Annotated in this window: 20 protein-coding genes; 13 read left to right on the forward strand and 7 right to left on the reverse strand. The window is 66.8% G+C overall.

From position 1 onward, the window contains the following. Positions 1-238 precede the first annotated feature (238 nt). The gene (locus ACYQOP_RS03930) at positions 239-1690 is read left to right on the forward strand and encodes an aminotransferase-like domain-containing protein (RefSeq protein WP_461221241.1); all 1452 of its coding nucleotides are present in this window, start codon (positions 239-241) and stop codon (positions 1688-1690) included. Positions 1691-1750: 60 nt separating this feature from the next. Here the strand turns inward: ACYQOP_RS03930 and ACYQOP_RS03935 are convergent, their stop codons facing one another. After that, a complete protein-coding gene (locus tag ACYQOP_RS03935) occupies positions 1751-2308 on the reverse strand; it encodes a GrpB family protein (RefSeq protein ID WP_461221242.1) in 558 nt (185 codons plus the stop codon). Between the two features lie 391 nt (positions 2309-2699). Between ACYQOP_RS03935 and gntA the strand changes: the two genes are divergently transcribed. Genes gntA through ACYQOP_RS03955 form a run of 4 tightly spaced genes read left to right on the forward strand, consistent with a single transcriptional unit; the run spans position 2700 to position 5396 of the window. Beyond that, positions 2700-3422 carry a guanitoxin biosynthesis heme-dependent pre-guanitoxin N-hydroxylase GntA gene (gene gntA, locus ACYQOP_RS03940; RefSeq protein ID WP_461221243.1) on the forward strand — a complete coding sequence of 241 codons (723 nt, stop codon included), beginning with the start codon at positions 2700-2702 and terminating at the stop codon, positions 3420-3422. Then, entirely contained in the window at positions 3403-4050 is a 648-nt protein-coding gene (locus tag ACYQOP_RS03945; RefSeq protein ID WP_200919094.1) for a DUF1989 domain-containing protein, read from the forward strand. The genes gntA and ACYQOP_RS03945 overlap by 20 nt, the downstream gene beginning before the upstream one ends. A gap of 51 nt (positions 4051-4101) precedes the next feature. Further along, positions 4102-4818: a ribonuclease HI gene (gene rnhA / locus ACYQOP_RS03950; protein ID WP_461221244.1), complete on the forward strand. Its 717-nt coding sequence runs from the start codon at positions 4102-4104 to the stop codon at positions 4816-4818. A 14-nt stretch (positions 4819-4832) separates the two neighbouring features. Next, positions 4833-5396 carry a DNA-3-methyladenine glycosylase gene (locus tag ACYQOP_RS03955; protein ID WP_461225188.1) on the forward strand — a complete coding sequence of 188 codons (564 nt, stop codon included), beginning with the start codon at positions 4833-4835 and terminating at the stop codon, positions 5394-5396. Between the two features lie 42 nt (positions 5397-5438). Here the strand turns inward: ACYQOP_RS03955 and ACYQOP_RS03960 are convergent, their stop codons facing one another. Then, on the reverse strand, positions 5439-6584 hold the full coding sequence (locus ACYQOP_RS03960; RefSeq protein WP_461221245.1) for an NADH:flavin oxidoreductase: 1146 nt from the start codon (positions 6582-6584) through the stop codon (positions 5439-5441). A 1-nt stretch (position 6585) separates the two neighbouring features. Next, positions 6586-6978, reverse strand: a complete 393-nt coding sequence (locus ACYQOP_RS03965; RefSeq protein WP_461221246.1) for a RidA family protein — start codon at positions 6976-6978, stop codon at positions 6586-6588. Between the two features lie 120 nt (positions 6979-7098). Between ACYQOP_RS03965 and ACYQOP_RS03970 the strand changes: the two genes are divergently transcribed. The 7 genes from ACYQOP_RS03970 to mnhG all read left to right on the forward strand — a co-directional run bounded on the left by ACYQOP_RS03970 (position 7099) and on the right by mnhG (position 14340). Then, on the forward strand, positions 7099-8052 hold the full coding sequence (locus ACYQOP_RS03970) for a LysR substrate-binding domain-containing protein (RefSeq protein ID WP_461221247.1): 954 nt from the start codon (positions 7099-7101) through the stop codon (positions 8050-8052). Positions 8053-8293: 241 nt separating this feature from the next. After that, a complete protein-coding gene (locus tag ACYQOP_RS03975; protein ID WP_461221248.1) occupies positions 8294-11224 on the forward strand; it encodes a monovalent cation/H+ antiporter subunit A in 2931 nt (976 codons plus the stop codon). Further along, entirely contained in the window at positions 11224-11592 is a 369-nt protein-coding gene (locus tag ACYQOP_RS03980; protein ID WP_018041828.1) for a Na+/H+ antiporter subunit C, read from the forward strand. Before ACYQOP_RS03975 ends, ACYQOP_RS03980 begins: the two co-directional genes overlap by 1 nt. Next, the gene (locus ACYQOP_RS03985; RefSeq protein ID WP_461221249.1) at positions 11589-13196 is read left to right on the forward strand and encodes a monovalent cation/H+ antiporter subunit D; all 1608 of its coding nucleotides are present in this window, start codon (positions 11589-11591) and stop codon (positions 13194-13196) included. Before ACYQOP_RS03980 ends, ACYQOP_RS03985 begins: the two co-directional genes overlap by 4 nt. Beyond that, positions 13193-13690 carry a Na+/H+ antiporter subunit E gene (locus ACYQOP_RS03990; RefSeq protein ID WP_461221250.1) on the forward strand — a complete coding sequence of 166 codons (498 nt, stop codon included), beginning with the start codon at positions 13193-13195 and terminating at the stop codon, positions 13688-13690. The genes ACYQOP_RS03985 and ACYQOP_RS03990 overlap by 4 nt, the downstream gene beginning before the upstream one ends. 27 nt (positions 13691-13717) lie before the next feature. Continuing rightward, positions 13718-14002 carry a K+/H+ antiporter subunit F gene (locus ACYQOP_RS03995; protein ID WP_018041825.1) on the forward strand — a complete coding sequence of 95 codons (285 nt, stop codon included), beginning with the start codon at positions 13718-13720 and terminating at the stop codon, positions 14000-14002. After that, entirely contained in the window at positions 13999-14340 is a 342-nt protein-coding gene (gene mnhG, locus ACYQOP_RS04000) for a monovalent cation/H(+) antiporter subunit G (RefSeq protein ID WP_419952957.1), read from the forward strand. Before ACYQOP_RS03995 ends, mnhG begins: the two co-directional genes overlap by 4 nt. Before the next feature lie 11 nt (positions 14341-14351). Here the strand turns inward: mnhG and ACYQOP_RS04005 are convergent, their stop codons facing one another. The 4 genes from ACYQOP_RS04005 to ACYQOP_RS04020 form a co-directional block, all read right to left on the reverse strand. After that, positions 14352-16103: a monovalent cation:proton antiporter-2 (CPA2) family protein gene (locus ACYQOP_RS04005; RefSeq protein ID WP_461221251.1), complete on the reverse strand. Its 1752-nt coding sequence runs from the start codon at positions 16101-16103 to the stop codon at positions 14352-14354. Between the two features lie 72 nt (positions 16104-16175). Next, positions 16176-17114 carry a pirin family protein gene (locus ACYQOP_RS04010; RefSeq protein ID WP_461221253.1) on the reverse strand — a complete coding sequence of 313 codons (939 nt, stop codon included), beginning with the start codon at positions 17112-17114 and terminating at the stop codon, positions 16176-16178. Between the two features lie 633 nt (positions 17115-17747). Then, on the reverse strand, positions 17748-18146 hold the full coding sequence (locus ACYQOP_RS04015; protein WP_461221254.1) for an energy transducer TonB family protein: 399 nt from the start codon (positions 18144-18146) through the stop codon (positions 17748-17750). A gap of 194 nt (positions 18147-18340) precedes the next feature. After that, complete coding sequence (locus ACYQOP_RS04020; RefSeq protein WP_419952960.1) at positions 18341-18613, reverse strand: hypothetical protein; 273 nt, start codon at positions 18611-18613, stop codon at positions 18341-18343. A gap of 642 nt (positions 18614-19255) precedes the next feature. On the opposite strand from ACYQOP_RS04020, the gene ACYQOP_RS04025 reads away from it, so the two are divergent. Further along, positions 19256-21448, forward strand: a complete 2193-nt coding sequence (locus ACYQOP_RS04025; RefSeq protein ID WP_461221256.1) for a transglycosylase domain-containing protein — start codon at positions 19256-19258, stop codon at positions 21446-21448. Positions 21449-21462 lie beyond the last annotated feature (14 nt).

Here is a 21462-nt window from a genome sequence, read left to right on the forward strand (position 1 = left end):
TGACGGATACAGTCAATCATGCGGTCAATGTCAGTCGAATGCGAAGGCTCTGACCAGCGTGCCGATCGCTTAAAAAGCGAGCATCGGATTCATAGATACTCGACATATTGGACACTATACTCACGATCTATTTGAATGCATTGACCGGAAATTCAGATCCAGAACCTTACGGTATATCGCGGCATGGCGGTTGCTTTCCATACAATACCGGATTGAATGGATATTGATCGGTTTCGCGATGACCAACAGCCAGCGATCGGCCAAGTCCGCCCGGCCGACCTTGCCTCTCCTCGTCTCGCCGGAGGGATGGACGCCGGACCTCCGCCGCTGGGGCAAGCCGCATTACCTCGCCATCGTCGAGGCCATCGCCGACGATATCCGGACCGGGCGTCTCGCCATCGCCGAGCGTCTCCCGCCCCAGCGCGTCCTCGCCGAGCGGCTGGACCTGAACTTCACCACCGTGGCGCGCGGCTATGTGGAGGCGCAGCGCCGGGGGCTCGTTGAAGCGCGGGTGGGCCAGGGGACCTTCGTCGCCGAACCGGCGCTCCGCGTCACGCAGCCGAGGGCGGCACCGGAGCGCCGGCACGGCCCCGTCGATTTCACCATGAACCTGCCGCCGGAACCCGACGACCCCGCTTTGCTCGAGCGGATGAGGGGCGGCCTCGCCTCGGTCTCGGAGAATCTCGCCAATCTGCTGCGCTACCAGGGTTTCGGCGGGACGCCCGACGACAAGGACGCGGCGGTGGAATGGCTGCGCCGCCGCGGCCTCGACGCGCCTCGCGACCGACTCCTGATCTGCCCCGGCGCCCATGCGGCGCTCGGAGCCGTGATGAGCCTCGTGGCGCAACCCGGCGACACGATCTGCTGCGAGGCGCTGACCTATCCCGGCGCGCGGGCGCTCGCCGCTCATCTCAACCTGCGCCTCGTCGGCCTGCCCATGGATGGCGAAGGGATCGACGCCGCGGCCTTCGCGGCCACCTGCACCCGTCATGCGCCGAAGGCGCTCTACCTCAACCCGACCCTGCAGAACCCGACCACGATCACGATCTCGCCGGAGAGACGCGAGGCCATCGTCACCGTGGCGCGACGCTACAACGTGACGATCATCGAAGACGACGCCTACGGTTTCGTGCCGATGATTCCGGTGCCGAGTTTCTACCGCCTTGCGCCGGAGATCACCTATCACGTCGCCGGCCTCGCCAAATGTCTGGGTGCCGGCCTGCGGCTCGCCTACATGCTGGCCCCGAGCGCCCGCGCGGCACTCCAACTGACGTCCGCCCTGCGCGCATCGACGGTGATGGCCTCCCCCATCACCACGGCTCTCGCGACGCGCTGGATCAATGACGGCACCGCAGAGGCGATCCTGGCCTTCGTGCGCTCGGAATCGACTGCGCGGCAGGCCATCGCCGCCGACATGCTGGGGCGGCACGGCGTGACCGCCGACCCCGCCGGCTTCCACCTCTGGCTGTCCCTGCCCGAAGGCTGGACCCGTTCGGCCTTCGCGAGCCAGGCGCGCGCAGCCGGAATTGGCGCTGTGGCGAGCGACGCTTTCCTCGCCGCAGGAGAAGCGCCGGAAGCGGTGCGGATCTGCCTTGGAGGACTCGCCGGCCGCGCCGAGATCACGCAATCGCTGGAGGTGCTTGCCCATGCCCTGTCGCATTCACCAGAGCTGGCTTCGGCTTACATCTAGCGGATCACATCGGACGCCCCGCGCCCATCCGGAATATCCGTGATGGCCGTTGACGGAGGATCAGTCGCCGGGCGGCTCGAACCATCCGACGAGCTCGGCCCAAGCGTTGGCGCCTTCGACAATGATATCGAACACAGGGTCCTTAATATCGTAGTAAGCGTCGGCGTCAGCCGGAAAGCGTTCTGCTAGACGCTGCTTTATCAAACCGTAAGAAGCGGCGGCAACGGGCCGGGCGCGTAAAAAGTCCCGACAAACCAAGGCGAAACGCTGGTTGAAGCGGCCCTTCTGTCGGACGTGCACGTTCGCTGCTCGACCCTGGCCTCGATAGAACCGCTTTTCCAACTCCCGAGCAGGAAGGTCGAGTCTCGGAGGACAGTGATCGTTCAGGATGCGCGTACTTTGGAAGCCCTCTCGCTCGAATGCCGCGTCTTCCACCCGCTCAAGGTCTTCTACTGTCAGTTGAACGTCGATCACATCCTTTGCCGCCAACCCTGGCACTGCCGTCGAGCCAATGTGATGGATATACGACCCGGCCGGTGCCGCCCGAAGCAGAGCAGGCTTCAAAGCAGCAAACTCGGCCGACCAGCTGGCCCGAGGAGGAACGATAACGATCTGCATGGTCTACCATGGTGGAACTGGTAACTCTGTTCCACAATAGGAATCTCTTGGTCCGGAATCGAAACGGCTGCGTTCGGTCGAACCAGCGCTATGACACGGCTGTCTCCGTCGGATTCCGACTGCCAGCCAAAGTGCGGTCTCGGCAAATCCGCAACAAGTCGTGCCCAAGATGTGTCGGGCGGATCGCACGATAAGCTCGGCGGAATGTATGAAACAAGACCGATCCACCCAAATCAGTGCTGGCGATGAATGAGCCTTCGTCTTGGCTGATCTCGGGCAATCCTGTGGACAGCGACGACCTGTCCCTGCACGGAGCGGAACCTCCCCGGCGGCGATCGGTTTGCCATGTCCTCCTCGGAGCCAGCCACGACCGACGACGATCCGGAGCCTCATGCTGTTTCCTACCGACGATTCGGCGCATCCCCTCGCGCTCAAATTCCATGCTTTCATCAAGGATGCGCCCTTCCCTTGCGTCGGCGCGAAATCCGCCCTCGCCAAGGGGCAGCTGAAGGTGCTGGTCGCCCGCGACGTCGCCTCGGGGTGGGACGACACCCGGATCTATCCCGCGCTCCTCGCCTTCATCTGTCGCTATCGGGCCAACCCGAAGCTGTTCCAAAGCTTCGCCGTGGTGTTCGAGGAGGCGACGCCCCTGTCCGAGGAGCGGTTCGAGGGGCACCTCTGGGACCGTGTGCAATCCCTGTCCGACAAGGACGCCTTCCTTGGCCAGCGCTACGACAAGCGGGTGCAGGCCGACCCGGACGACCCGCATTTCGCCCTGTCCTTCGGCGGCGAGGCGTTCTTCCTCGTCGGGATGCATCCCGGCGCGAGCCGGCCGGCCCGCCGCTTCTCGCATCCCGTCCTCGTCTTCAATGTGCGCGCACAGTTCGAGCAGCTGCGCGAGGAGGGCCGCTACGAGGGGCTGCGCTCGGCGATCCTCGCCCGCGACGAGGCGCTGGCCGGCTCGATCAACCCCATGCTGGCCCGGCACGGCGATGCCTCCGAGGCGCGCCAGTATAGCGGCCGCGCCGTCGGCGGCGACTGGGTCTGCCCGTTCCAGGGACGGGCGAAGCGCGCCAATGACCGCGTCACCGAGAATGGCCGCGATGCCGCCTGACATCGCCCTCCCCCCGGTCCGACGCCACGAGATCGCGCCCCGCAGTGGCGTCGCCTTCGTGCTCGCCAAGGGCGACCGCCTCACCGTGATCGACCCGAACGGCGAGCAGGTCGCCGATCTTCTGGCCTTCTCCGCGGCCGACCGCGAGGAGGTGATCTCGTCGGGCCGGACCCTCGATTACGCCAGCCGCATCTACCTGACGACGGGCGACCCGATCTACTCGAACCGCTCCAACGTTCTGCTGCGCATTGTCGAGGATACGGTGGGGCGGCACGATTTCCTGCTGACCCCCTGCTCTGCGGACACCTTCCGCATCATTTACGGCGACACGCATCCGCACCGCGGCTGTTTCGGCAACCTCGCCGCCGCGCTCGCGCCCTATGGCATCGAGCCGGACCGGATCCCGGTGGCCTTCAACGTGTTCATGAACGTCGTGGTGAACGGCGAGACCGGGGAATTAAAGGTCGAGCCGCCCCTGAGCCGGGCCGGCGACCGTGTGACCTTCGAAGCCGAGACCGACCTCATCATCGGGCTCACCGCCTGCTCGGCTCTGCAATCGAACAACAATGCCTTCAAGCCGATCCATTACGAGATCCGGCCCGCAGGTGCGCCCCCGCAATCGCCCTGACCCTGCGCCTCGTGCTAGGGGCCCCGCTGCCCCGGACATGAGATCAGCGTCATGACGACCACGAAGCCCGCCCTTGCCCGCGCCGTCGCCTATGCCGATGGCGGCTGTGATCCGAACCCGGGCCCGGGGGGCTGGGGCGTGGTGATCGAGGGACCGGAGGGCAAGATCGAGCTCTGCGGCGGCGACCGCGCCACCACCAACAACCGGATGGAATTGACGGCGGCAATCAAGGCCCTGTCGCATTTCCCCGCCGGGTCGGCGATCGAGATGCGCTGCGACAGCCAGTACGTCATCAAGTCGGTGACCGAATGGATGCGAGGCTGGAAGGCGAAGGGCTGGCGCACCAGCACCGGGCCGGTGAAGAACGTCGAGCTGATGCAGGAGCTCGACGCCCTCAACGCCGCCCGCGACGTAAAGTGGACCTGGGTGCGGGGCCATACCGGCAATGTCGGCAACGAGCGCGCCGACCGGCTGGCGGCGCAGGGTCGGCGGCAGGCCCTCGGTCTCGCTCCGGCCGGCGAACCGGTTCCGTCCCCCGCCGTCCCGGCGGTGGTGCCTCCTCCGGGCGTGGCGGCGGAAGCGCCGGCCCCTGCCCCCCGCACGACGCCGGTGGCGATCGATCTCGGCCTAGGCCTCGACGTGTCGCGAGCGGCCAAGCTCGCCGGCTTGACGCCCCAAGCCTTCGTCGAACGCGCAATCCGCGTGGCCCTGAAACTCGGGCCGGACGGCATCGCCCGCGTGCTGGATGGCGGTTCCGCCAAACCGTGAGCCTCGGGCAAGCCGTGAGCCTCAGGGCGGATTTCTATGCGCGGCCGGCGGCGGCGGTCGCCTCCGACCTGATCGGATGCCGCCTCCTCGTCTCCGGGATCGGCGGGCTCGTCGTCGAGACCGAGGCCTATGACCGGAGCGACCCGGCCTCCCATAGTTTCAACGGGCCGACCCGGCGCAATGCCAGCATGTTCGGGCCGCCGGGCCATGCCTATGTCTACCGCTCCTACGGCATGCATTGGTGCCTCAACCTCGTCTGCGAACCGGGAAGCGCTGTGCTGATCCGCGCGATCGAGCCGAAAGAGGGGATCGAGACCATGCGCGAGCGGCGCGGGCTCGACGCCCTCCGCCTCCTCTGCGCGGGACCGGGCCGCCTGTGTCAGGCCCTGGCGGTGACGAACCTGCAGGACGGCCTTCCCCTCGACCGGCCGCCCTTCGAACTTGAGCGACGGGACGCGACGCCGGAGATCGTGGCCGACCGCCGCATCGGCATCACGCGCGGGGCGGATACCCCGTGGCGCTTCCTCCTCGCGGGCTCGGCCTATCTCAGCAAGCCGGTATCTCGCCGACGGGAATAGGCCGGCCATCGAGGGACACCGGAGCCCAGGGTCGTTTCGGTCTCAGTCGGGCGTGGCGGCGGAGCGCCGCCGATAGGCCTCGGCATTCTCGAGATCGGCGATGGGAGATAGGAGCGCGCCGTCGAACTCATTGAGGGGAAGTCCTCCCGCTACGCGGCGCGGCCAGTCCGGATTGGCGAGAGCTCCGCGTCCGAGAGACACGAAGTCCGCTTCGCCAGCAGCCATGAGACCGGCCGCCCGCGATGGCCGATGAAGACCACCATTGGCGATCACGGGTCGACGGCCATGGCGCTTGGCCAGAGCCGCCAGACTTGCCGTCGCCTCGAAGGCGGGCTGCCATGCCTCATGCTCTGTCGTGTGCAGATAATCGATGGGCAGGCCGCCGAGGGTACCGAAGATGGCAGCGGCCTCGTCCTCGCCCCCGCTCCATTTATGCGTGAGATCGTTGACCTTGCCCTGGGAGATGCGGAGGCCCAACACGAAATCGGGTCCCACGGCCTTCCGGACGGCATCCACGACTTCGACGATGAGGCGCATCCGCCGGACGACGTCGCCGCCGTAGCGATCCTGGCGCAGGTTGGTTCCCTCGCTGAGGAACTGGTCCAGGAGGTAGCCGTTCGCCGCGTGGATCTCGACACCGTCGAAGCCCGTATCCCGCGCCCGAACCGCCGCCTCGGCAAAGCCGATCACGACTGCCCTGACGTCCGGTTCCGACATGGAATCAGGGATCGGATACTCACCGCTTCCGCGATAGAAGATCATCTGCCGACCCTTGGGCTTCACCGCCGAAGGTCCCCTGGTCCCGGTCCGGAACGCGTTCCCCTGTGAGAGGGCCCCGGCATGCATCAGCTGTGCGATGATCCTCGCACCGTGCCCATGCACGCCTTCGACGATCGGCTTCCAGGCATCGCACTGTTCGGTGTCGGCAAGACCCGGCTGGAACAGGTAACCCTGAGAATGCGCCGCGTCGGTGTAGAGGCCCTCGGTGATGACAAGGCCGAAGCCACCGGTCGCGAAGGCGGCATAGTAATCCGCCATGCGCTGCGTCGCACGGCCATCCGACCCGGCGCTGACCCGCGTCATCGGGGCGACCGCCATTCTGTTCCGAAGCGCCATCGGGCCGATGGCCGACGGCGTCAGGAGACGGCGCAGGCCGTCGGGATCCGGCATCGTCGCCAGCGCATCCACCTCAAGCACTCCTGACGCTGACGGCCGCGATGGCCTCGATCTCGATCATGGCCCGGGGATCGTAGAGCGCCTTGACCTCGGCGATGGTGTCGGCGGGATAGGGCGCGGTGAAGTACCGGCGGCGCAATGCCACGACGTCCCGGAAGTGGTCCATGTCGGTGACGAAGATCGTCACCTTCACCACGTCCTCCAGGCTCGATCCGCCAGCCTCCAACACCCTGCGGAGGTTGGAGAAGGCCTGCTCGCCCTGCTCCATGAAGCCACCGTCGACGATCCGCCCGTCATCATCCGCCCCGGCCTGGCCGGAGATGAAGAGAAGGCCGCCATACCGAATGCCCTGCGACAGCAGGAAAGGCTCATAATTGTCGGGCTGCGTGATGATGCGTTCCAGCATGGTCGTCTCGCTTTCGATGGACGGGAAAGCGGCATGAACCCATCTTGCCCCAGCCGCTCCGATGGGGGAGAGGTGGGCTCGAATCCGGAGCGCGACAAACTCCAAATCCTCGGGTGATGGATGAGCGGATCTCATCTCGGTCTGCGACGCCGCCTACCGCCGCTCGGCGCTCTGCGTGCTTTCGAAGCCGCGGCACGACACGGGAGTTTCAAGCTTGCGGCGGCCGAGCTCGCGGTGACGCCAACCGCGATCAGTCACCAGATCCGCGGCCTCGAAGAGAATATCGGACTGAGCCTCTTCGAGAGACGGGTCCGCCAGGTGATGCTGACCGAGGCCGGTCTCCAGCTATACCCTGTCCTGCGCGAGGGGTTCGATGCCTTCGAAGCCGTCATTGCCCGCCTGACGCGAGGGCGGAGCCGCGTACAGATCACCATCACCGCCACGAGCGCGTTCACGGCGAAATGGCTGGTCCCGAGGGTGTCCGGCTTCCGGGCTCTCCATCCGGATATCGACCTGCATCTGCTGGCCTCGGATGACGCCATCGATCTCGATGCCGCCGGCGCGGACCTCGCCATTCGCTACGGGCGCGGCCCCTATCCGGGCCTCTCCGCCGAGGCGATGTTCGCCGATCGTTTCGCGCCTGTGGTCAACCCTCTCCTCCGCAAGATCGCCTTCGACGACCTAACGGGCGACGATCCTGAAGCCGCGCCGCTCATCCATTTCCGTTGGCGAAGGAAGCATCCGCTGAACCCGACCTGGGAAACCTGGTTCGATCGCGCGGGATTGCCTTGTCCATCCCGGCCCGGCCAGATCCGCTTCTCCGATGAGGGGCACGCGATCCAGGCCGCGGTGGCGGGCCAAGGGGTCGCCCTGTCGAGCCTCGCCCTCGTGGAAGCGGAACTGGCGGCGGGCCAACTCGTCCAGCCGTTCGGGCCGGTTCTGGACGGCCATATCTACCATCTCGTCACCAGCGAGGCAGGCCTCTCGAAACCCAGCGTACAAGCCACGACCGAATGGCTGCGCGCGGAGGCCGCCACGTTCCGGGCGCGGATGGAAGGCCATCCTTCGACCTGACATACCTGTCCTCGCGATATCGGGCATTGAACGAGCAAGGCTCTATCTCGGCAGGGCCAGACCATGACCGGGGAGATGTCGCGGGGATTCTACGGAATCTCGGCGCTCTCCGCCCTCGCCACGTCTGATGTTGCGTCCTATACCGCACTCGACCCGCGCGAGCGCCCCGCTCCTGGTTTCGCCGGACGCCCCCGCACCCCATGGAGGGCGCTCCCGCCCAACGAGGGTATTGCCCGAGCCGATGCCGCCCCACCTGCTCCTCGCCATCGCCGCCATCCTGCCCTTCCTCGGCAGCGTCGTGGCGATCTGTCTGCCGGGCCACGCACGCAACGCCGCCGCGATCCTCGCCGGTTTCGTGATGGTGACCTGCCTCGCCTGCATCGGGCTCCTCTACCCCGCCGTCGCGGGCCCGGACCCCATCGTCTGGGCGGTCGACTGGCTGCCGACGTTGGGCGTCCGCCTCGTGCTGCGGCTCGACGGGCTATCCTGGCTGTTCGCCGTCCTGGTGCTCGGGATCGGCGCGCTCGTGGTCCTCTATGCGCGCTACTACATGGCGGAAGCGGACCCGGTGCCGCGTCTGTTCTCGTATTTCCTCGCCTTCGTCGGCGCGATGCTGGGCATCGTGCTCTCGGGCAACCTGATCCAGCTCTTCGTCTTCTGGGAATTGACGAGCATCGTCTCGTTCCTGCTCATCGGCTACTGGTCCGACAACGCCTCCGCACGGGACGGCGCACGGATGGCGCTGACCATCACGGCGGCCGGCGGCCTCTGCCTGTTCGTCGGTCTGGTGCTCATCGGGCAGATCGTCGGCAGCTACGACCTCTCGGCGGTGCTCGCCTCGGGCGACGCGATCCGCAATAATCCGCTCTACGTGCCGGCCCTGGTTCTGGTGCTGGCCGGCGCGCTCACCAAGTCGGCGCAGTTCCCGTTCCACATCTGGCTGCCGCGCGCCATGGCGGCACCGACGCCGATCAGCGCCTACCTGCATTCGGCCACCATGGTGAAGGCCGGCATCTTCCTGATGATCCGGTTCTGGCCGGTGCTGGCGAACACCGAGGCCTGGTACTGGATCGTCGGCACCGCCGGCATGATCACGATGCTGGTGGGCGCGTGGAGCGCGATCTTCCAGCACGACCTCAAGGGTCTGCTCGCCTATTCCACCATCAGCCATCTCGGGCTGATCACCCTGCTCCTCGGCCTCGATTCGCCGCTGGCCGTCGTGGCGGCGATCTTCCACACGGTGAACCACGCGACGTTCAAGGCCTCGCTGTTCATGGCGGTGGGCATCATCGACCACGAGACCGGGACGCGCGACATGCGCCGCCTCAGCGGTCTGTGGCGGGCCATGCCCTATACGGCGACGCTGGCGATGGTCGCCGCCGCCGCGATGGCGGGTGTGCCGCTCCTCAACGGCTTCCTGTCGAAGGAGATGTTCCTGGCTGAGGCGGTCGACAACGCGGACGGCCATCTGCTCAATCTCGCCTTGCCGGTGCTGGCGACGTTGGCGAGCGCCTTCACCATGCTCTATTCCGTGCGCTTCATCCGGCAGGCCTTCTTCGGACCCGCCCCGCACGACCTGCCGCACGCGCCCCACGAGCCGGTCCGCTGGATGCGCATCCCGATCGAGCTGCTCGTCCTCGTCTGCGTCGCCATCGGCCTCGTGCCGAACCTGACGATCGGTCCCCTCCTCGCAGGCGCGGTCCGGGCGGTCCTCGGCGAGCGGACCCCTGATTACGACCTCGCCATCTGGCACGGTTTCAACGCGCCGCTGGCGCTCAGCATGGTGGCGCTGCTGGGCGGCATCGCGCTCTATGTTGCGTTCGGGCGGCGGATCAACACCAATCCCCGCGGCGGCCCCTGGCTGATGGACCGGATCGACGGCGGCTGGCTGTTCGAGCGGACCATGACCGGCCTCGTGAACGGCGCGCGCCGCCTGGAAGCCGGGCTCGGTGCCGAGCGCCTCCAGGCGCAGTTGCGCATTCTTTTCCTCACCGTGCTCCTGGCCGCATTGGTGACGGGAGCCACACGGGGGCTCGACCTGTTCGCGCCGGGCAAGACCACGGAGTTCGATCCGGCCTTCGCGCTGATGTGGCTCGTGGGCGCGGCCTGCGCCATCGGCGCGGCGGAGCGGGCGAAGTACCACCGGCTCTCCGCCGCCATCTTCGTCGGCGGGGCGGGCCTCGTGAGCAGCCTCACCTTCCTCTGGCTCTCCGCCCCGGATCTCGCGGTGACGCAGATCCTGGTGGAGATCGTCACCACCGTGCTGCTGCTGCTGGGCCTGCGCTGGCTGCCCAAGCGCGACGCGGCAATTCCGGCGCCGGCTTGGGAGAAGACGCGGTCCCGCCGTCGACGGATGATTGATCTCGGCATCGCCGCCTTTGCCGGCCTCGGGCTCGCCGGCCTGGCCTACGCGGTGATGACCCGACCCGCCGTCGACGGGATCGCCCGCTGGTTCATCGAGGAGGCCTACCCGCAGGCGGGCGGACGCAACGTCGTCAACGTATTGCTGGTGGATTTCCGGGCCTTCGACACGCTGGGCGAAATCTGCGTGCTGGGCATCGTCGGCCTGACGGTGTTCGCGCTCCTTCGCCGCTTCCGCCCCGCCTCCGACAGTCTCGGTCCTCCCAAGCAGCAGGTGAACCACGACGCCTATGACGATGCCCGCGAGGGCCGCGAGCTCGGCGACACCACCGCCGATGCTCTCCTCGTCCCGCGCGTGGTGATGACGTGGCTGTTCCCCTTCATCGTCCTCCTCGCCCTGCATCTGTTCCTGCGCGGCCACGACCTGCCGGGGGGCGGCTTCGCGGCGGGCATCGCGCTCACCATCGCCTTCATGCTGCAATACATGGCTCAGGGCGCGCAGTGGGTGGAGGAACGGCTGCGGATCCAGCCGATCTCGTGGATCGGCATCGGCCTGCTGGTCTCCGTCTCGGTCGGCGCCGGTTCCTGGCTGTTCGGGCGTCCGTTCCTCACCGCCTATTTCGCCTATTGGAAGCCGCCTCTGCTCGGCAAGGTCCCGATGGCGAGCGCGCTGCTGTTCGATCTCGGGATCATGGTGCTGGTGGTGGGCGCGAGCGCGCTGATGCTCGTCGCCCTGGCTCACCAATCCCTGCGGCGCACCCGCCCCGCCGAGGCGGGGGTGGAGCGGGTCGTCGAGAAGGAGCCCGCCTGATGGAGATCGTGCTGTCCCTGGGGATCGGCGTCTTCGCCGCCTCGGGCATCTGGCTGATGCTGCGTCCCCGCACCTTCCAGGTCGTGCTGGGCATCTCGCTGCTGAGCTACGCCGTCAACCTGTTCATCTTCGCCATGGGCCGGCTGACGGTGGGGGCGCCGCCGGTGCTCGGGGCCGGGGCCGACATCGTCTCCGTGGACGACCCGGTGCCGCAGGCCCTGGTCCTCACCGCCCTGGTGATCGGCTTCGCGCTCACCGCGCTCTTCCTTGTCGTGCTGCTCGCCGCCCGCGGCATCACCGGCAGCGACCATGTGGACGGCCGCGAGCCGCATCTGGCGGAGCCGAATCCAGAGAACCCGCATCCATGAACGCCACGGTTCTGAATGCCCCCCTGGTCAGCGACTGGACCGACCATCTCGTCGTCCTGCCCATCGTTCTGCCGATCGCGGTGGCCGGGGCGATGTTCCTCATGGACGAGCGCCGGAGCCGGCTGAAAGGGGCTCTCAGCCTCGCCACGGTCCTGGCCCTCCTCGGCATATCCCTCATCCTCGTCTGGCGCGCGAGCGAGGCGGCGCAGATCTACCGCCTCGGCAACTGGGCCGCACCCTACGGGATCGTGCTGGTGGCCGACCGGCTCTCGGCCCTGATGCTGGCGCTCGGCAGCGTGCTGGGCCTGTGCGCCCTGGTCTTCTCCTTCGCCCGCTGGGGCCGGGCGGGTCCGCGCTTCCACGGCCTGTTCCTCCTGCTGCTGATGGGCGTGAACGGCGCCTTCCTCACCGGAGACCTGTTCAACCTGTTCGTGTTCTTCGAGGTGATGCTGGCCGCCTCCTACGGTCTCGTCCTGCACGGATCGGGCGAGACGCGGATCCGGGCCGGCCTCGGCTACATCGCGGTCAATCTCGTCGCCTCGCTGTTCTTCCTCGTCGGCGTCAGCCTCATCTACGGCACGATGGGAACCCTCAACATGGCCGACCTCGCCCGGCGGCTCGCGGCGCCGGAGGCGGGGGAACTCGCTTTGTTCGAGATCGGCTGCGCGATCCTCGCCATCGCCTTCCTGATCAAGTGCAGCGCTTGGCCGCTCGGGTTCTGGCTGCCCACCACCTACGCGGCAGCGAGTGCGCCGGCGGCCGCGATCCTCGCGATCCTGAGCAAGGTCGGCATCTACGTGGTGGTGCGCCTGAGCCTGCTTCTGTTCGGGGCGGGACTGTCGGAGGGGTTCGGACAGACCTGGATTCTCGCCGCCGGTCTCGCGACGATGGCCTATGGCGCCATCGGCATCCTGGCGGCGCGCGACCTGACAAGGGCGGCGGGTTATGCGGTGATGATCTCGTCGGGCACGGTGCTAGCGGCTTTGGGGAGCGGCAATGACGGGGCGCTCTCGGGCGCCCTGTACTACCTCCTCGGCTCCACCCTCGCGGCGGGCGCCCTTTTCCTGCTCGCCGAAATCCTGCAGCGCGGCCGCGACCCGCTGGAGGCCGCCCAGGCCGTCTTCGCCGACGAGTACCGCGACCCGTTCGACGATGCCGACGCCACCGAGATCGGCCGGGCGATCCCCGCTGCGGTGGCGCTCCTCGGGAGCGGCTTCCTCGTCTGCACGCTGATGTTGGCGGGGGTTCCCCCGCTCTCCGGTTTCGTCGGCAAGCTCGCGATCTTCACGGGGCTCACCACGGGCACGACGACCGCGTCCGCCTGGTGGCTCATCACAGCGCTGACCCTGTCGAGCTTCGCCACGCTGATGCCGATGGTGCGGCTCGGGATCAAGAACCTCTGGGTTCCGAGCGACGACCCGCCGCCGGTCCTGCGCCTTTCGGAATTCGCCGCTCTGGCCGGCCTGCTCGCCGCCTGTGTGGCGCTCGCCCTTTGGGGCGGCCCGGCCCTCGCCTATGCCGACGAGACCGTGCGCTGGCTGGCCCAGCCGCAGGATTACGTTCGCGCCGTCCTCGGGCCGACGCGGGAAGGCGGTGGATCGTGAGCCGCCTCCTGCCCTACCCCATCCTGTCGGCCTGCCTCGCCGCGACCTGGCTCCTCCTGAACGCGCCGCTCTCACCGGGCAATGTCCTGCTGGCGCTGCTGGTCGGCCTCACGGTTCCTGCCGTCATGCTGGCGCTCCGTCCTCCCTCGGTGCGGGTGCGGGTGCGGGCGCCCGGCACCCTCGCCCAGCTCGCCGTGATCGTGCTCTACGACATGGTGCGCTCGAACATCGATGTCGCCCGCATCGTCCTCGGGCTTCGCGGCGGCGAGCGGCGGACCGGTTTCGTCACGATTCCCCTCGACATGCGCGAGCCGTTCGGCCTCGCGATCCTGTCGATCATCCTCACCGGCACGCCCGGCACCCTCTGGGTCCAGTACGATTCCGACACGGGCTGCCTGCTCATCCACGTGCTCGACTACACGGATGGCGAGGAATGGGTGCGGCGGGTGAAGGACCGCTACGAGCGCCCCCTGATGCAGATCTTCGCCCCATGATCTTCTTCGTCCCATGAGGTTCTTCCCATGAGCGCCAACACCGTTCTCGACTGGGGGCTCGGCTTCGCCCAGGGAATGCTGGTTCTCGCCATGGCGCTTGCCGCGTGGCGGATGCTGCGCGGCCCCCGCGCGCAGGATCGCATCCTCGGTCTCGACACCCTCTACCTCAACGGCATGCTGGCGGTGGTGGTCCACGGCATGCGCACCGGCAGCGGCCTCTATTTCGAGGCCGCCCTGATCCTCGGCATGATCGGCTTCACCGCCACCGTGGCGCTGGCGAAGTTCCTGATGCAGGGCGAGGTGATCCAGTGAACGGCGCCGAATTGCCCGTCTGGGCCGCGTGGCTGGTGGTTGCTCTGGCGATCGTCGGCGCAGGTTTCTCGCTGACGGGCGCCTTCGGCCTCATCCGCCTCCGAACGTTCTACGAGCGCGTCCATGCCCCCACCCTGGGCGCGACACTCGGCATGGCGCTGATCCTCATGAGCTCGATGCTGCTCCTGTCCCTGATCGAGGGCCGCCTCGTCCTGCGCGACGCCCTGATCGGCGTGTTCCTCACCGTGACGACCCCGGTGACGTTGCTGCTTCTCGCCCGCGCGGCGGCGCAGCGGGACCGCCACGAAGGCAATCCCGGTGCACCGCCAGAGGTGTGAGACCCTACGCCTCAAGCCTCCACCGCATTCCCACGGATCAGGTCGCGCCCGGCATAGATCCCGCCCACGGTCTCCATATCGAGCCGCTCGGCGTCGCGGCGGCGGACTTCGGCCATGACCGCGCTGGCGGAATCCGGCTCGTCACCGATGGCCAGGAGAGCCTGCTCGCCGAAGGCCAGGGCCGATTCGAGCGTCTCGCGAAGCTGGTAGGCGACTCCGGCATGGATGAGCTCGATCGCGTGCTCGCGGTCGCGGGCGCGGGCGAGGACGGGAACGAGGGGGAACTCGGCCCTCGCCAGTTCGGCGATCCGCCGCGCGGCCTCGCGGTCGTCGATGCAGATCAGGATCGCCCGTGCCGTGGCGGCCCCGGCCGCGTGCAGGATGTCGAGGCGCGTCCCGTCGCCGTAATAGACCTTGAAGCCGAATTGTTCGGCGACGCGGATATAGGCGGGGTTGGTGTCGATGATCGAAACCGAGCAGCCGCGCGAGATCAGCGGCTGGCTCACCACCTGCCCGAATCGGCCGAAGCCGATGATGAGGGCGCTGCCCACGAGATTTTCTGGCACCTCGACGCCCTCCGTCGAGACCGAGGCCTTGGGACCAAAGCGGTCGAAGGCGATCACCATCAGCGGCGTGACGGCCATGGAGAGGATGATCGTCGCCGTCAGGACGGCGTTGGTGGTGCCGTCGATGATGCCGGCGCTCGCGGCGGCGGCATAGAGCACGAAGGCGAACTCGCCGCCCTGGGCCATCAGGGCCGCACGCTCCATTGCCTCGGGATGCGAAGCGCGCAGGAGGCGGGCGACGGCGTAGATGACGATGCTCTTCACCACCATGTAGGCGGCGACGCTCATGAGGATGAGCGCCCAGTTCGCGGCGATGACCGTGAGGTCGAGGGACATGCCCACGCCGAGGAAGAACAGGCCGAGCAGGATGCCCCGGAACGGCTCGATATCGGCCTCGAGCTGGTGTCGGAAGCTCGATTCCGAGAGCAGGACGCCCGCCAGGAACGCACCCATGGCCATGGACAGCCCGCCGAGCTGCATGGCCAGAGCCGAGCCGAGCACGACGAGGAGGGCCGCCGCCGTCATCACCTCGCGGGCCTTGGCCGCGGCCAGCAGGCGGAACAGCGGGTTGAGCAGCCAGCGCCCTGCCGCCACCAGGGCGGCCACGGACCCAAGGGCGATACCGATGCCATAGACGCGGTCCATCGTGCCGGTCGCCTGCCCGCCGGGGGCCAGCAGCGCGACGATGGCGAGGAGCGGCACGATGGCGAGGTCCTCGAGCAGGAGGATCGCCACGATGCGCTGGCCCTTCGGCGTCGAGAGCGACCCGCGCTCTTCGAGAAGCTGCATGACGATGGCGGTGGAGGTGAGGACGAAGCCGGTGCCGGCCACGAAGGAGATCGCGGGCGAGAACCCCATGGCGATGCCGACGAGCATGAGCGCGGCGATGCAGACGCCGACCTGGGCGAGGCCGAGGCCGAAGATCTCGCGCCGCATGCCCCAGAGCCGCGACGGCTCCATCTCCAGCCCGATGATGAACAGGAACATCACCACGCCGAGTTCCGCCACATGCAGGATGGCGTGGGCATCCGAGAACAGGCCGAGGCCGAACGGGCCGATGGCGAGCCCCGCCACGAGGTAGCCGAGGACCGAGCCGAGGCCGATCCGCTTGAAGACCGGCACCGCGACGACGCCGGCGGCGAGCAGCGCTACGACCTGTACGAGTTCGCTCGCGGCACCGGATGCTTCAACTGCCATGATGTCGATATGTCCTCTCGGAGGGGATTCGCGGGCGAGGCCCCATCGGCCCCGCCCCGGTCTCGCGCAACTCTACGGATAGCGCACGGGCGGGGGTGATTCCGGCAAGGGGATGAATTCGGATTCGCCGGGCACGGTGTCGAAACGGGCCTGGCGCCAATCCTCCTTGGCCTGCTCGATCCGCTCGGGGCGCGAGGAGACGAAGTTCCACCAGAGATGGCGCGGCCCGTCCATGGGCTCGCCGCCCAGCACCATGAAGCGTGTGGCCTCGGTCGCCCGCACGCTGATACGGTCGCCGGGATTGAAGACGAGGAGCTGGCCGGGGCCGAACCCGTCGCCGGCAATGTCGATGGCGCCGGAGACGGTGTAGATCGCGCGCTCGTCATAGGTCGGGTCGAGGGGCAGCACGGCGCCCGCCTCCAGCATCACGTCGGCGTAGACCATCGGGCTCGACGTCCGCACCGGCGATCTGGCGCCGAAGGCCTCGCCGGCGATCAGCCGGACGATCTTGCCCTCGCCGGTAAGGACCGGCAGCGCATCCGCATCGTAATGTTCGAAGGCGGGGGCGGTCTCCTCGTCCTTGCCGCTGAGCGCGACCCAGGCCTGGATGCCGAACAGCTTCGAGCCGGTCCGGCGCAGCCCGGCGCCGGTCCGCTCCGAATGGGTTATGCCGCGACCGGCCGTCATCCAGTTGAGCTCGCCCGGACGGATCGGCAGTTCGGTGCCCAGGCTGTCCCGGTGCATGATCTCACCGTCGAACAGGTAGGTGACGGTGGAGAGGCCAATATGCGGATGGGGCCGCACGTCCATGCCCTGGCCGAGCAGGAACTCGGACGGCCCCATCTGGTCGAAGAAGATGAACGGACCGACCATCCGGCGCTCCGTCGACGGCAGAGCTCGCCGGACGGAGAACGAGCCGAGATCCCGCGAACGAGGGACGATCAGGGTCTTGATCGCATCGCAGGAAAAGTGATCGCCCGGAACCGGGTCGTCCGCACTGTGCCAGCTCATCGCCCGTTTCCCTTCTGCTTAATCCGATTGACGTCTCTTGCGGTTTGCGAGGCAGGCATCCGATCCGCAGCACCGTTCCCGCCGGTCCACGAGATCGGTTGGGCTATACGCTCGCTCCCGGCGCCGGGTCTTGAAGAATGCCGGCATGTCCGCCTCGAATGGGTTATCAAGCATCTCTGTCCTCAATGAAACAGAAACGATGGAAACCGATCGTTTCGGAAAATACGCTCTCGCCTCGTCACCTTTGCGCCGCGAGGTTATTGAGGATCCTACGAACCGCACCCATAGAACCCTTCGCAGAACCCGGGTTTGGGAACCTCCCGAAGTGAGACCGCTGAAGTCATCGCGCTCGATTTCGTTGGAGCTCGCGCTCGGGGCGGGCCGAGCCGGTCCGGCGGCAGAGCGCGAGGCGCGCCGCGAAGACGCAAGCGGCGGTGTTCGCTCAGAAGCCCTCAAACGGGTCTATGGCAGTCGGTGCGAAAACGGATATCGGCAATGGCGCTTCACGATGAACAGCTCGGTGTCGCCATCTCGATCAGCGGCGGATAAGTCACCTGTCTCGCGGGGGTCGGTCTAAACTCACGGCAAACGGAACCGTGTAACAGGAAGGCTGTGGAAGTTTTTGAACGAACATCAGTTAAAGACATTACGTGCATATTTCAGCGGCACCGTTACCCTTAATGAGTTCGCCTTTACTTCTTTTGGAAACGGCGGAAATCTTGAACCCGTTTTTACAGTCAACAAAGCCATTCTGTCGAAATCGGGCGACCCAGATGAGTTGACGACATTTGATTCCACGACGTTCCCGTCCCTTCCGACAATGAAGTTGACGACAACAATCACGTCCGAGTTAGATATGTACATTCTTCTCGCAGATTGATGTCTTATATAAACATACCTGGCCAAGGTACCGAGATATTTTTGCTGTATGGTCGGCCCAAACTCATTGTCTTCGGCTTTGGATGCTTCGGGATAAGAGCCTAGAATTGCGCAAAAGCCTGCAATTGCAATGGCAAAGAATTTATAAAACATGGCATCCTCCACCAACAAGCGCAACCAAACTGGTTTATATGCTTGATCTGTGCAAGCCTAGAATCGGCTCTTCCTTGCCGTACTGAGGACAGTCGCTCTCGAGGAGAACCCATACAAACGAAAGATCCCGCCACGGCTTACACCGGGCGGGACCAATTCGGGGAGTGAATTATCGTCGGAGCGTGACGCTAATTCTAGTAACCGTAGCGATAGGCTCGCCGACGATAATTGTGTTCCTGCCGGCGCAGGTGGGCGTCGTAACGCCGTTCACGCGCCCATTCGCGCCGAACCTGCTTCCGGTACCGATAGCGCTGGTACCCTTCGCGGCTGTAAAACTGCGCCTTCTCGACAAGAGCAGGCTGCTCGAGCTGGACTGATGCCGGCGGCAATGGCGCAGCCTGGGCTGCCGAGGCGAAGCCCGCGACGGCAGCGACGGCCAGGAGAACCAGTTTCGAACTCGTTCGCATCGTTTTCCTCCGTGAAGCTCACGAGATGCGTCATGGCCCTTCAAGCATGAACGGAGCATTGACGCCATTCGCACACGCAAACACGGATTCGTGAGGCAGCAACCGGGCAGAACCGCCCCCGCTTTGAAAAGGCGGGACCGTTCAAATGCTTGGCGCGCATCGTGATGTGGCGACCAATTCCACCTCGACCGATACGCGGTGGGACAGATTCTCTCATGCCACGCCTTTACCTCGGTGAGCCCGCCCCATGGCCGTACTCACCACGGCCCGCTGGCCGGCCGCCGCGTGGTCGCGCCTTGATGAGATCGGCTCATTGGGGCGCGATAAGAGCTTGGATCACGCGGCGGTGACGCCACGAAGGACGACAGGTCGAGGGTCGCAGGCCATACGAACGACAGCAGCACCGGCGAGGTTCACGCCCCGGATAGTCGCAGGCTCATCGTCGCTTCTCCAAAGTGCGCCCGACCGAATGCCGCAAAGCTTCTCGGACGCCCTGGGAACGCTATAGGAAGGTGATAAGATTTTCCTATGGTGGAGAATCCGTAAAATGATCCGGGTTAGGAACCCTTAAACCCGCCGTATTTACCATGCGGTACCTGAGCCTCTCGGATCGCGGGATGCTCACAGGTTCAGACGAAACGCATGGCGAACGGACGCAAGGGACGTGGGCGGGAGGAGCCGAACTTCGACGTGCCCGAAGGGCGCGTCGGTGGGCGGGGCGACCTCAACCTGCGGCTCAGCGGCGACGATCGCGCCGGAGGCGGTGTGGGAAGACGCGCGACGAGCAGCAATGGCCAGGGCGAAGCCCCCCGGCGCCCCTCGGCGCGGGCCAAGACACCGGCCCGGAAGCCGCGCCGGCGCTCGTTCCTGGGCGGTCTCTTCTACGGCACGCTCGTACTCGGCCTGTGGGGCGTCATCGCCATCGCGGGGCTGGTCGCCTACCATGCTTCGCAACTGCCGCCGATCGACCAGCTCGCCGTTCCGAAGCGCCCCCCCAACATCGCGATCCTCGCCAGCGACGGCTCGCTCCTGGCCAATCGCGGCGAAACCGGCGGACGGGTGGTGAGCATCGGCGAGTTGGCGCCCTATCTGCCGCGCGCCTTCGTGGCGATCGAGGACCGGCGCTTCTACAGCCATTTCGGCGTCGACCCGGTGGGCATCGCCCGCGCCGTGGCCCAGAACGTCACCCGCCGCGGCGTCTCGCAGGGCGGATCGACCCTGACGCAGCAGCTCGCCAAGAACCTGTTCCTGACGCCGGAACGCTCGGCCTCGCGAAAAATCCAGGAGGCGATCCTCGCCCTGTGGCTGGAGCATCGCTACACCAAGGACGAGATCCTCGAACTCTACCTGAACCGGGTCTATTTCGGCGCAGGCGCCTATGGCATCGAGGCCGCCGCCCAGCGCTATTTCGGCAAGCCCGCCAAGGCGGTGACGCTGGCGGAGGCCGCCATGCTCGGCGGCCTCGTCCAGGCGCCCTCGCGCCTCGCCCCCAACCGCAACCTGCCCGCCGCCCAGGCGCGGGCGGCCCAGGTTCTCGCGGCGATGGAGGAACTCGGCTTCGCCAAGCCCGCCGAGGTGAAGCTGGCGCTGGCGACTCCGGCGCGGCCGGCGAGCAGCCGTGGCGGCGGCTCGGCCAATTACGTGGCCGATCTCGTCATGGACGTGCTCGACGACTTCCTGCCGAAATTCGACACCGATATCGTCGTCACCACCACCGTCGACACCCGCCTCCAGAGCGCGGCCGAGAAGGCGCTCGTGGACGAGCTGAACCAGAAGGGCTCGCGCTACAACGTCGCCCAAGGAGCCGTGGTCTCGATGAAGCCGGACGGTGCGATCCGGGCGCTCATCGGCGGGCGCGACTATGCGCAGAGCCAGTTCAACCGGGCCACCACCGCCAAGCGCCAGCCGGGCTCCTCGTTCAAGCCCTTCGTCTATCTCGCCGCCGTAGAGCGGGGCCTGACCCCGGACACCGTGCGCGACGACGCGCCGATCAGCATCAAGGGCTGGAATCCTGAGAACTATTCGCGCGACTATCGCGGGCCGGTCCCCTTGCGCGAGGCGCTGGCGCTCTCGCTCAACACCGTGGCCGTGCGCCTCGGCCAGGAAGTCGGGCCGAAGGCCGTGGTCCAGGCGGCCCAGCGCCTCGGCATCTCCTCGCCGCTACAAGCCAACGGCTCACTGGCGCTCGGCACCTCGGAAGTGACCCCGCTGGAAATGGTGGGCGCCTACGCCGCCTTCGCCAATGGCGGCACCGGCGTGAACCCCTACGTCATCGCCAACGTGAAGAGCACGACGGGCAAGGCGCTCTACCAGCGCAAAGACACCAATCTCGGCCGGGTAATGAATGCCGAGACCGTCTCGATGATGAACGCGATGATGCACGAGACCTTCGTCTCGGGCACCGCGAGGAAGGCCGAGGTTCCGGGCTGGGACCTCGCCGGCAAGACCGGCACCAGCCAGGATTTCCGCGATGCCTGGTTCATCGGCTACTCGTCGACCCTCGTCACCGGCGTCTGGCTCGGCAACGACGACGGGGAATCCACCAAGAAGGTCTCCGGCGGTAACCTGCCCGGCGAGATCTGGAAGACCTACATGACGGTGGCCCTCAAGGGCCAGCCTCCGACGATGTTGCCGGGCGCGAACCATTGGCGAAACCGCGCCCCCGCAGAGGTTCCCGCCACCACCGGAAGTGCGCCGGGAGGCCTCATCGGCGCCCTCCTCGGCGAGCCGCAATCCGCTGCCCCGCCGCCCCGCGTCGCTGCCAACCAGCGCGCTCGCGGGCCGAGCCAGGACGACAGGAACTTTCTCGAGAAGCTGTTCGGAGTGGGGGAGTAGGCGAGGAAGAGAAG

The organism is Methylobacterium sp. CM6247 (assembly GCF_054817925.1).

Coding starts and splice junctions, on each gene's coding strand:
- ACYQOP_RS03930 (WP_461221241.1), top strand. CDS start 239: ATGACCAACAGCCAGCGATCGGCCAAGTCCGCCCGGCCGACCTTGCCT.
- ACYQOP_RS03935 (WP_461221242.1), bottom strand. CDS start 2,308: ATGCAGATCGTTATCGTTCCTCCTCGGGCCAGCTGGTCGGCCGAGTTT.
- gntA (WP_461221243.1), top strand. CDS start 2,700: ATGCTGTTTCCTACCGACGATTCGGCGCATCCCCTCGCGCTCAAATTC.
- ACYQOP_RS03945 (WP_200919094.1), top strand. CDS start 3,403: ATGGCCGCGATGCCGCCTGACATCGCCCTCCCCCCGGTCCGACGCCAC.
- rnhA (WP_461221244.1), top strand. CDS start 4,102: ATGACGACCACGAAGCCCGCCCTTGCCCGCGCCGTCGCCTATGCCGAT.
- ACYQOP_RS03965 (WP_461221246.1), bottom strand. CDS start 6,978: ATGCTGGAACGCATCATCACGCAGCCCGACAATTATGAGCCTTTCCTG.
- ACYQOP_RS03970 (WP_461221247.1), top strand. CDS start 7,099: ATGAGCGGATCTCATCTCGGTCTGCGACGCCGCCTACCGCCGCTCGGC.
- ACYQOP_RS03975 (WP_461221248.1), top strand. CDS start 8,294: ATGCCGCCCCACCTGCTCCTCGCCATCGCCGCCATCCTGCCCTTCCTC.
- ACYQOP_RS03980 (WP_018041828.1), top strand. CDS start 11,224: ATGGAGATCGTGCTGTCCCTGGGGATCGGCGTCTTCGCCGCCTCGGGC.
- ACYQOP_RS03985 (WP_461221249.1), top strand. CDS start 11,589: ATGAACGCCACGGTTCTGAATGCCCCCCTGGTCAGCGACTGGACCGAC.
- ACYQOP_RS03995 (WP_018041825.1), top strand. CDS start 13,718: ATGAGCGCCAACACCGTTCTCGACTGGGGGCTCGGCTTCGCCCAGGGA.
- ACYQOP_RS04005 (WP_461221251.1), bottom strand. CDS start 16,103: ATGGCAGTTGAAGCATCCGGTGCCGCGAGCGAACTCGTACAGGTCGTA.
- ACYQOP_RS04010 (WP_461221253.1), bottom strand. CDS start 17,114: ATGAGCTGGCACAGTGCGGACGACCCGGTTCCGGGCGATCACTTTTCC.
- ACYQOP_RS04015 (WP_461221254.1), bottom strand. CDS start 18,146: ATGTTTTATAAATTCTTTGCCATTGCAATTGCAGGCTTTTGCGCAATT.
- ACYQOP_RS04020 (WP_419952960.1), bottom strand. CDS start 18,613: ATGCGAACGAGTTCGAAACTGGTTCTCCTGGCCGTCGCTGCCGTCGCG.
- ACYQOP_RS04025 (WP_461221256.1), top strand. CDS start 19,256: ATGGCGAACGGACGCAAGGGACGTGGGCGGGAGGAGCCGAACTTCGAC.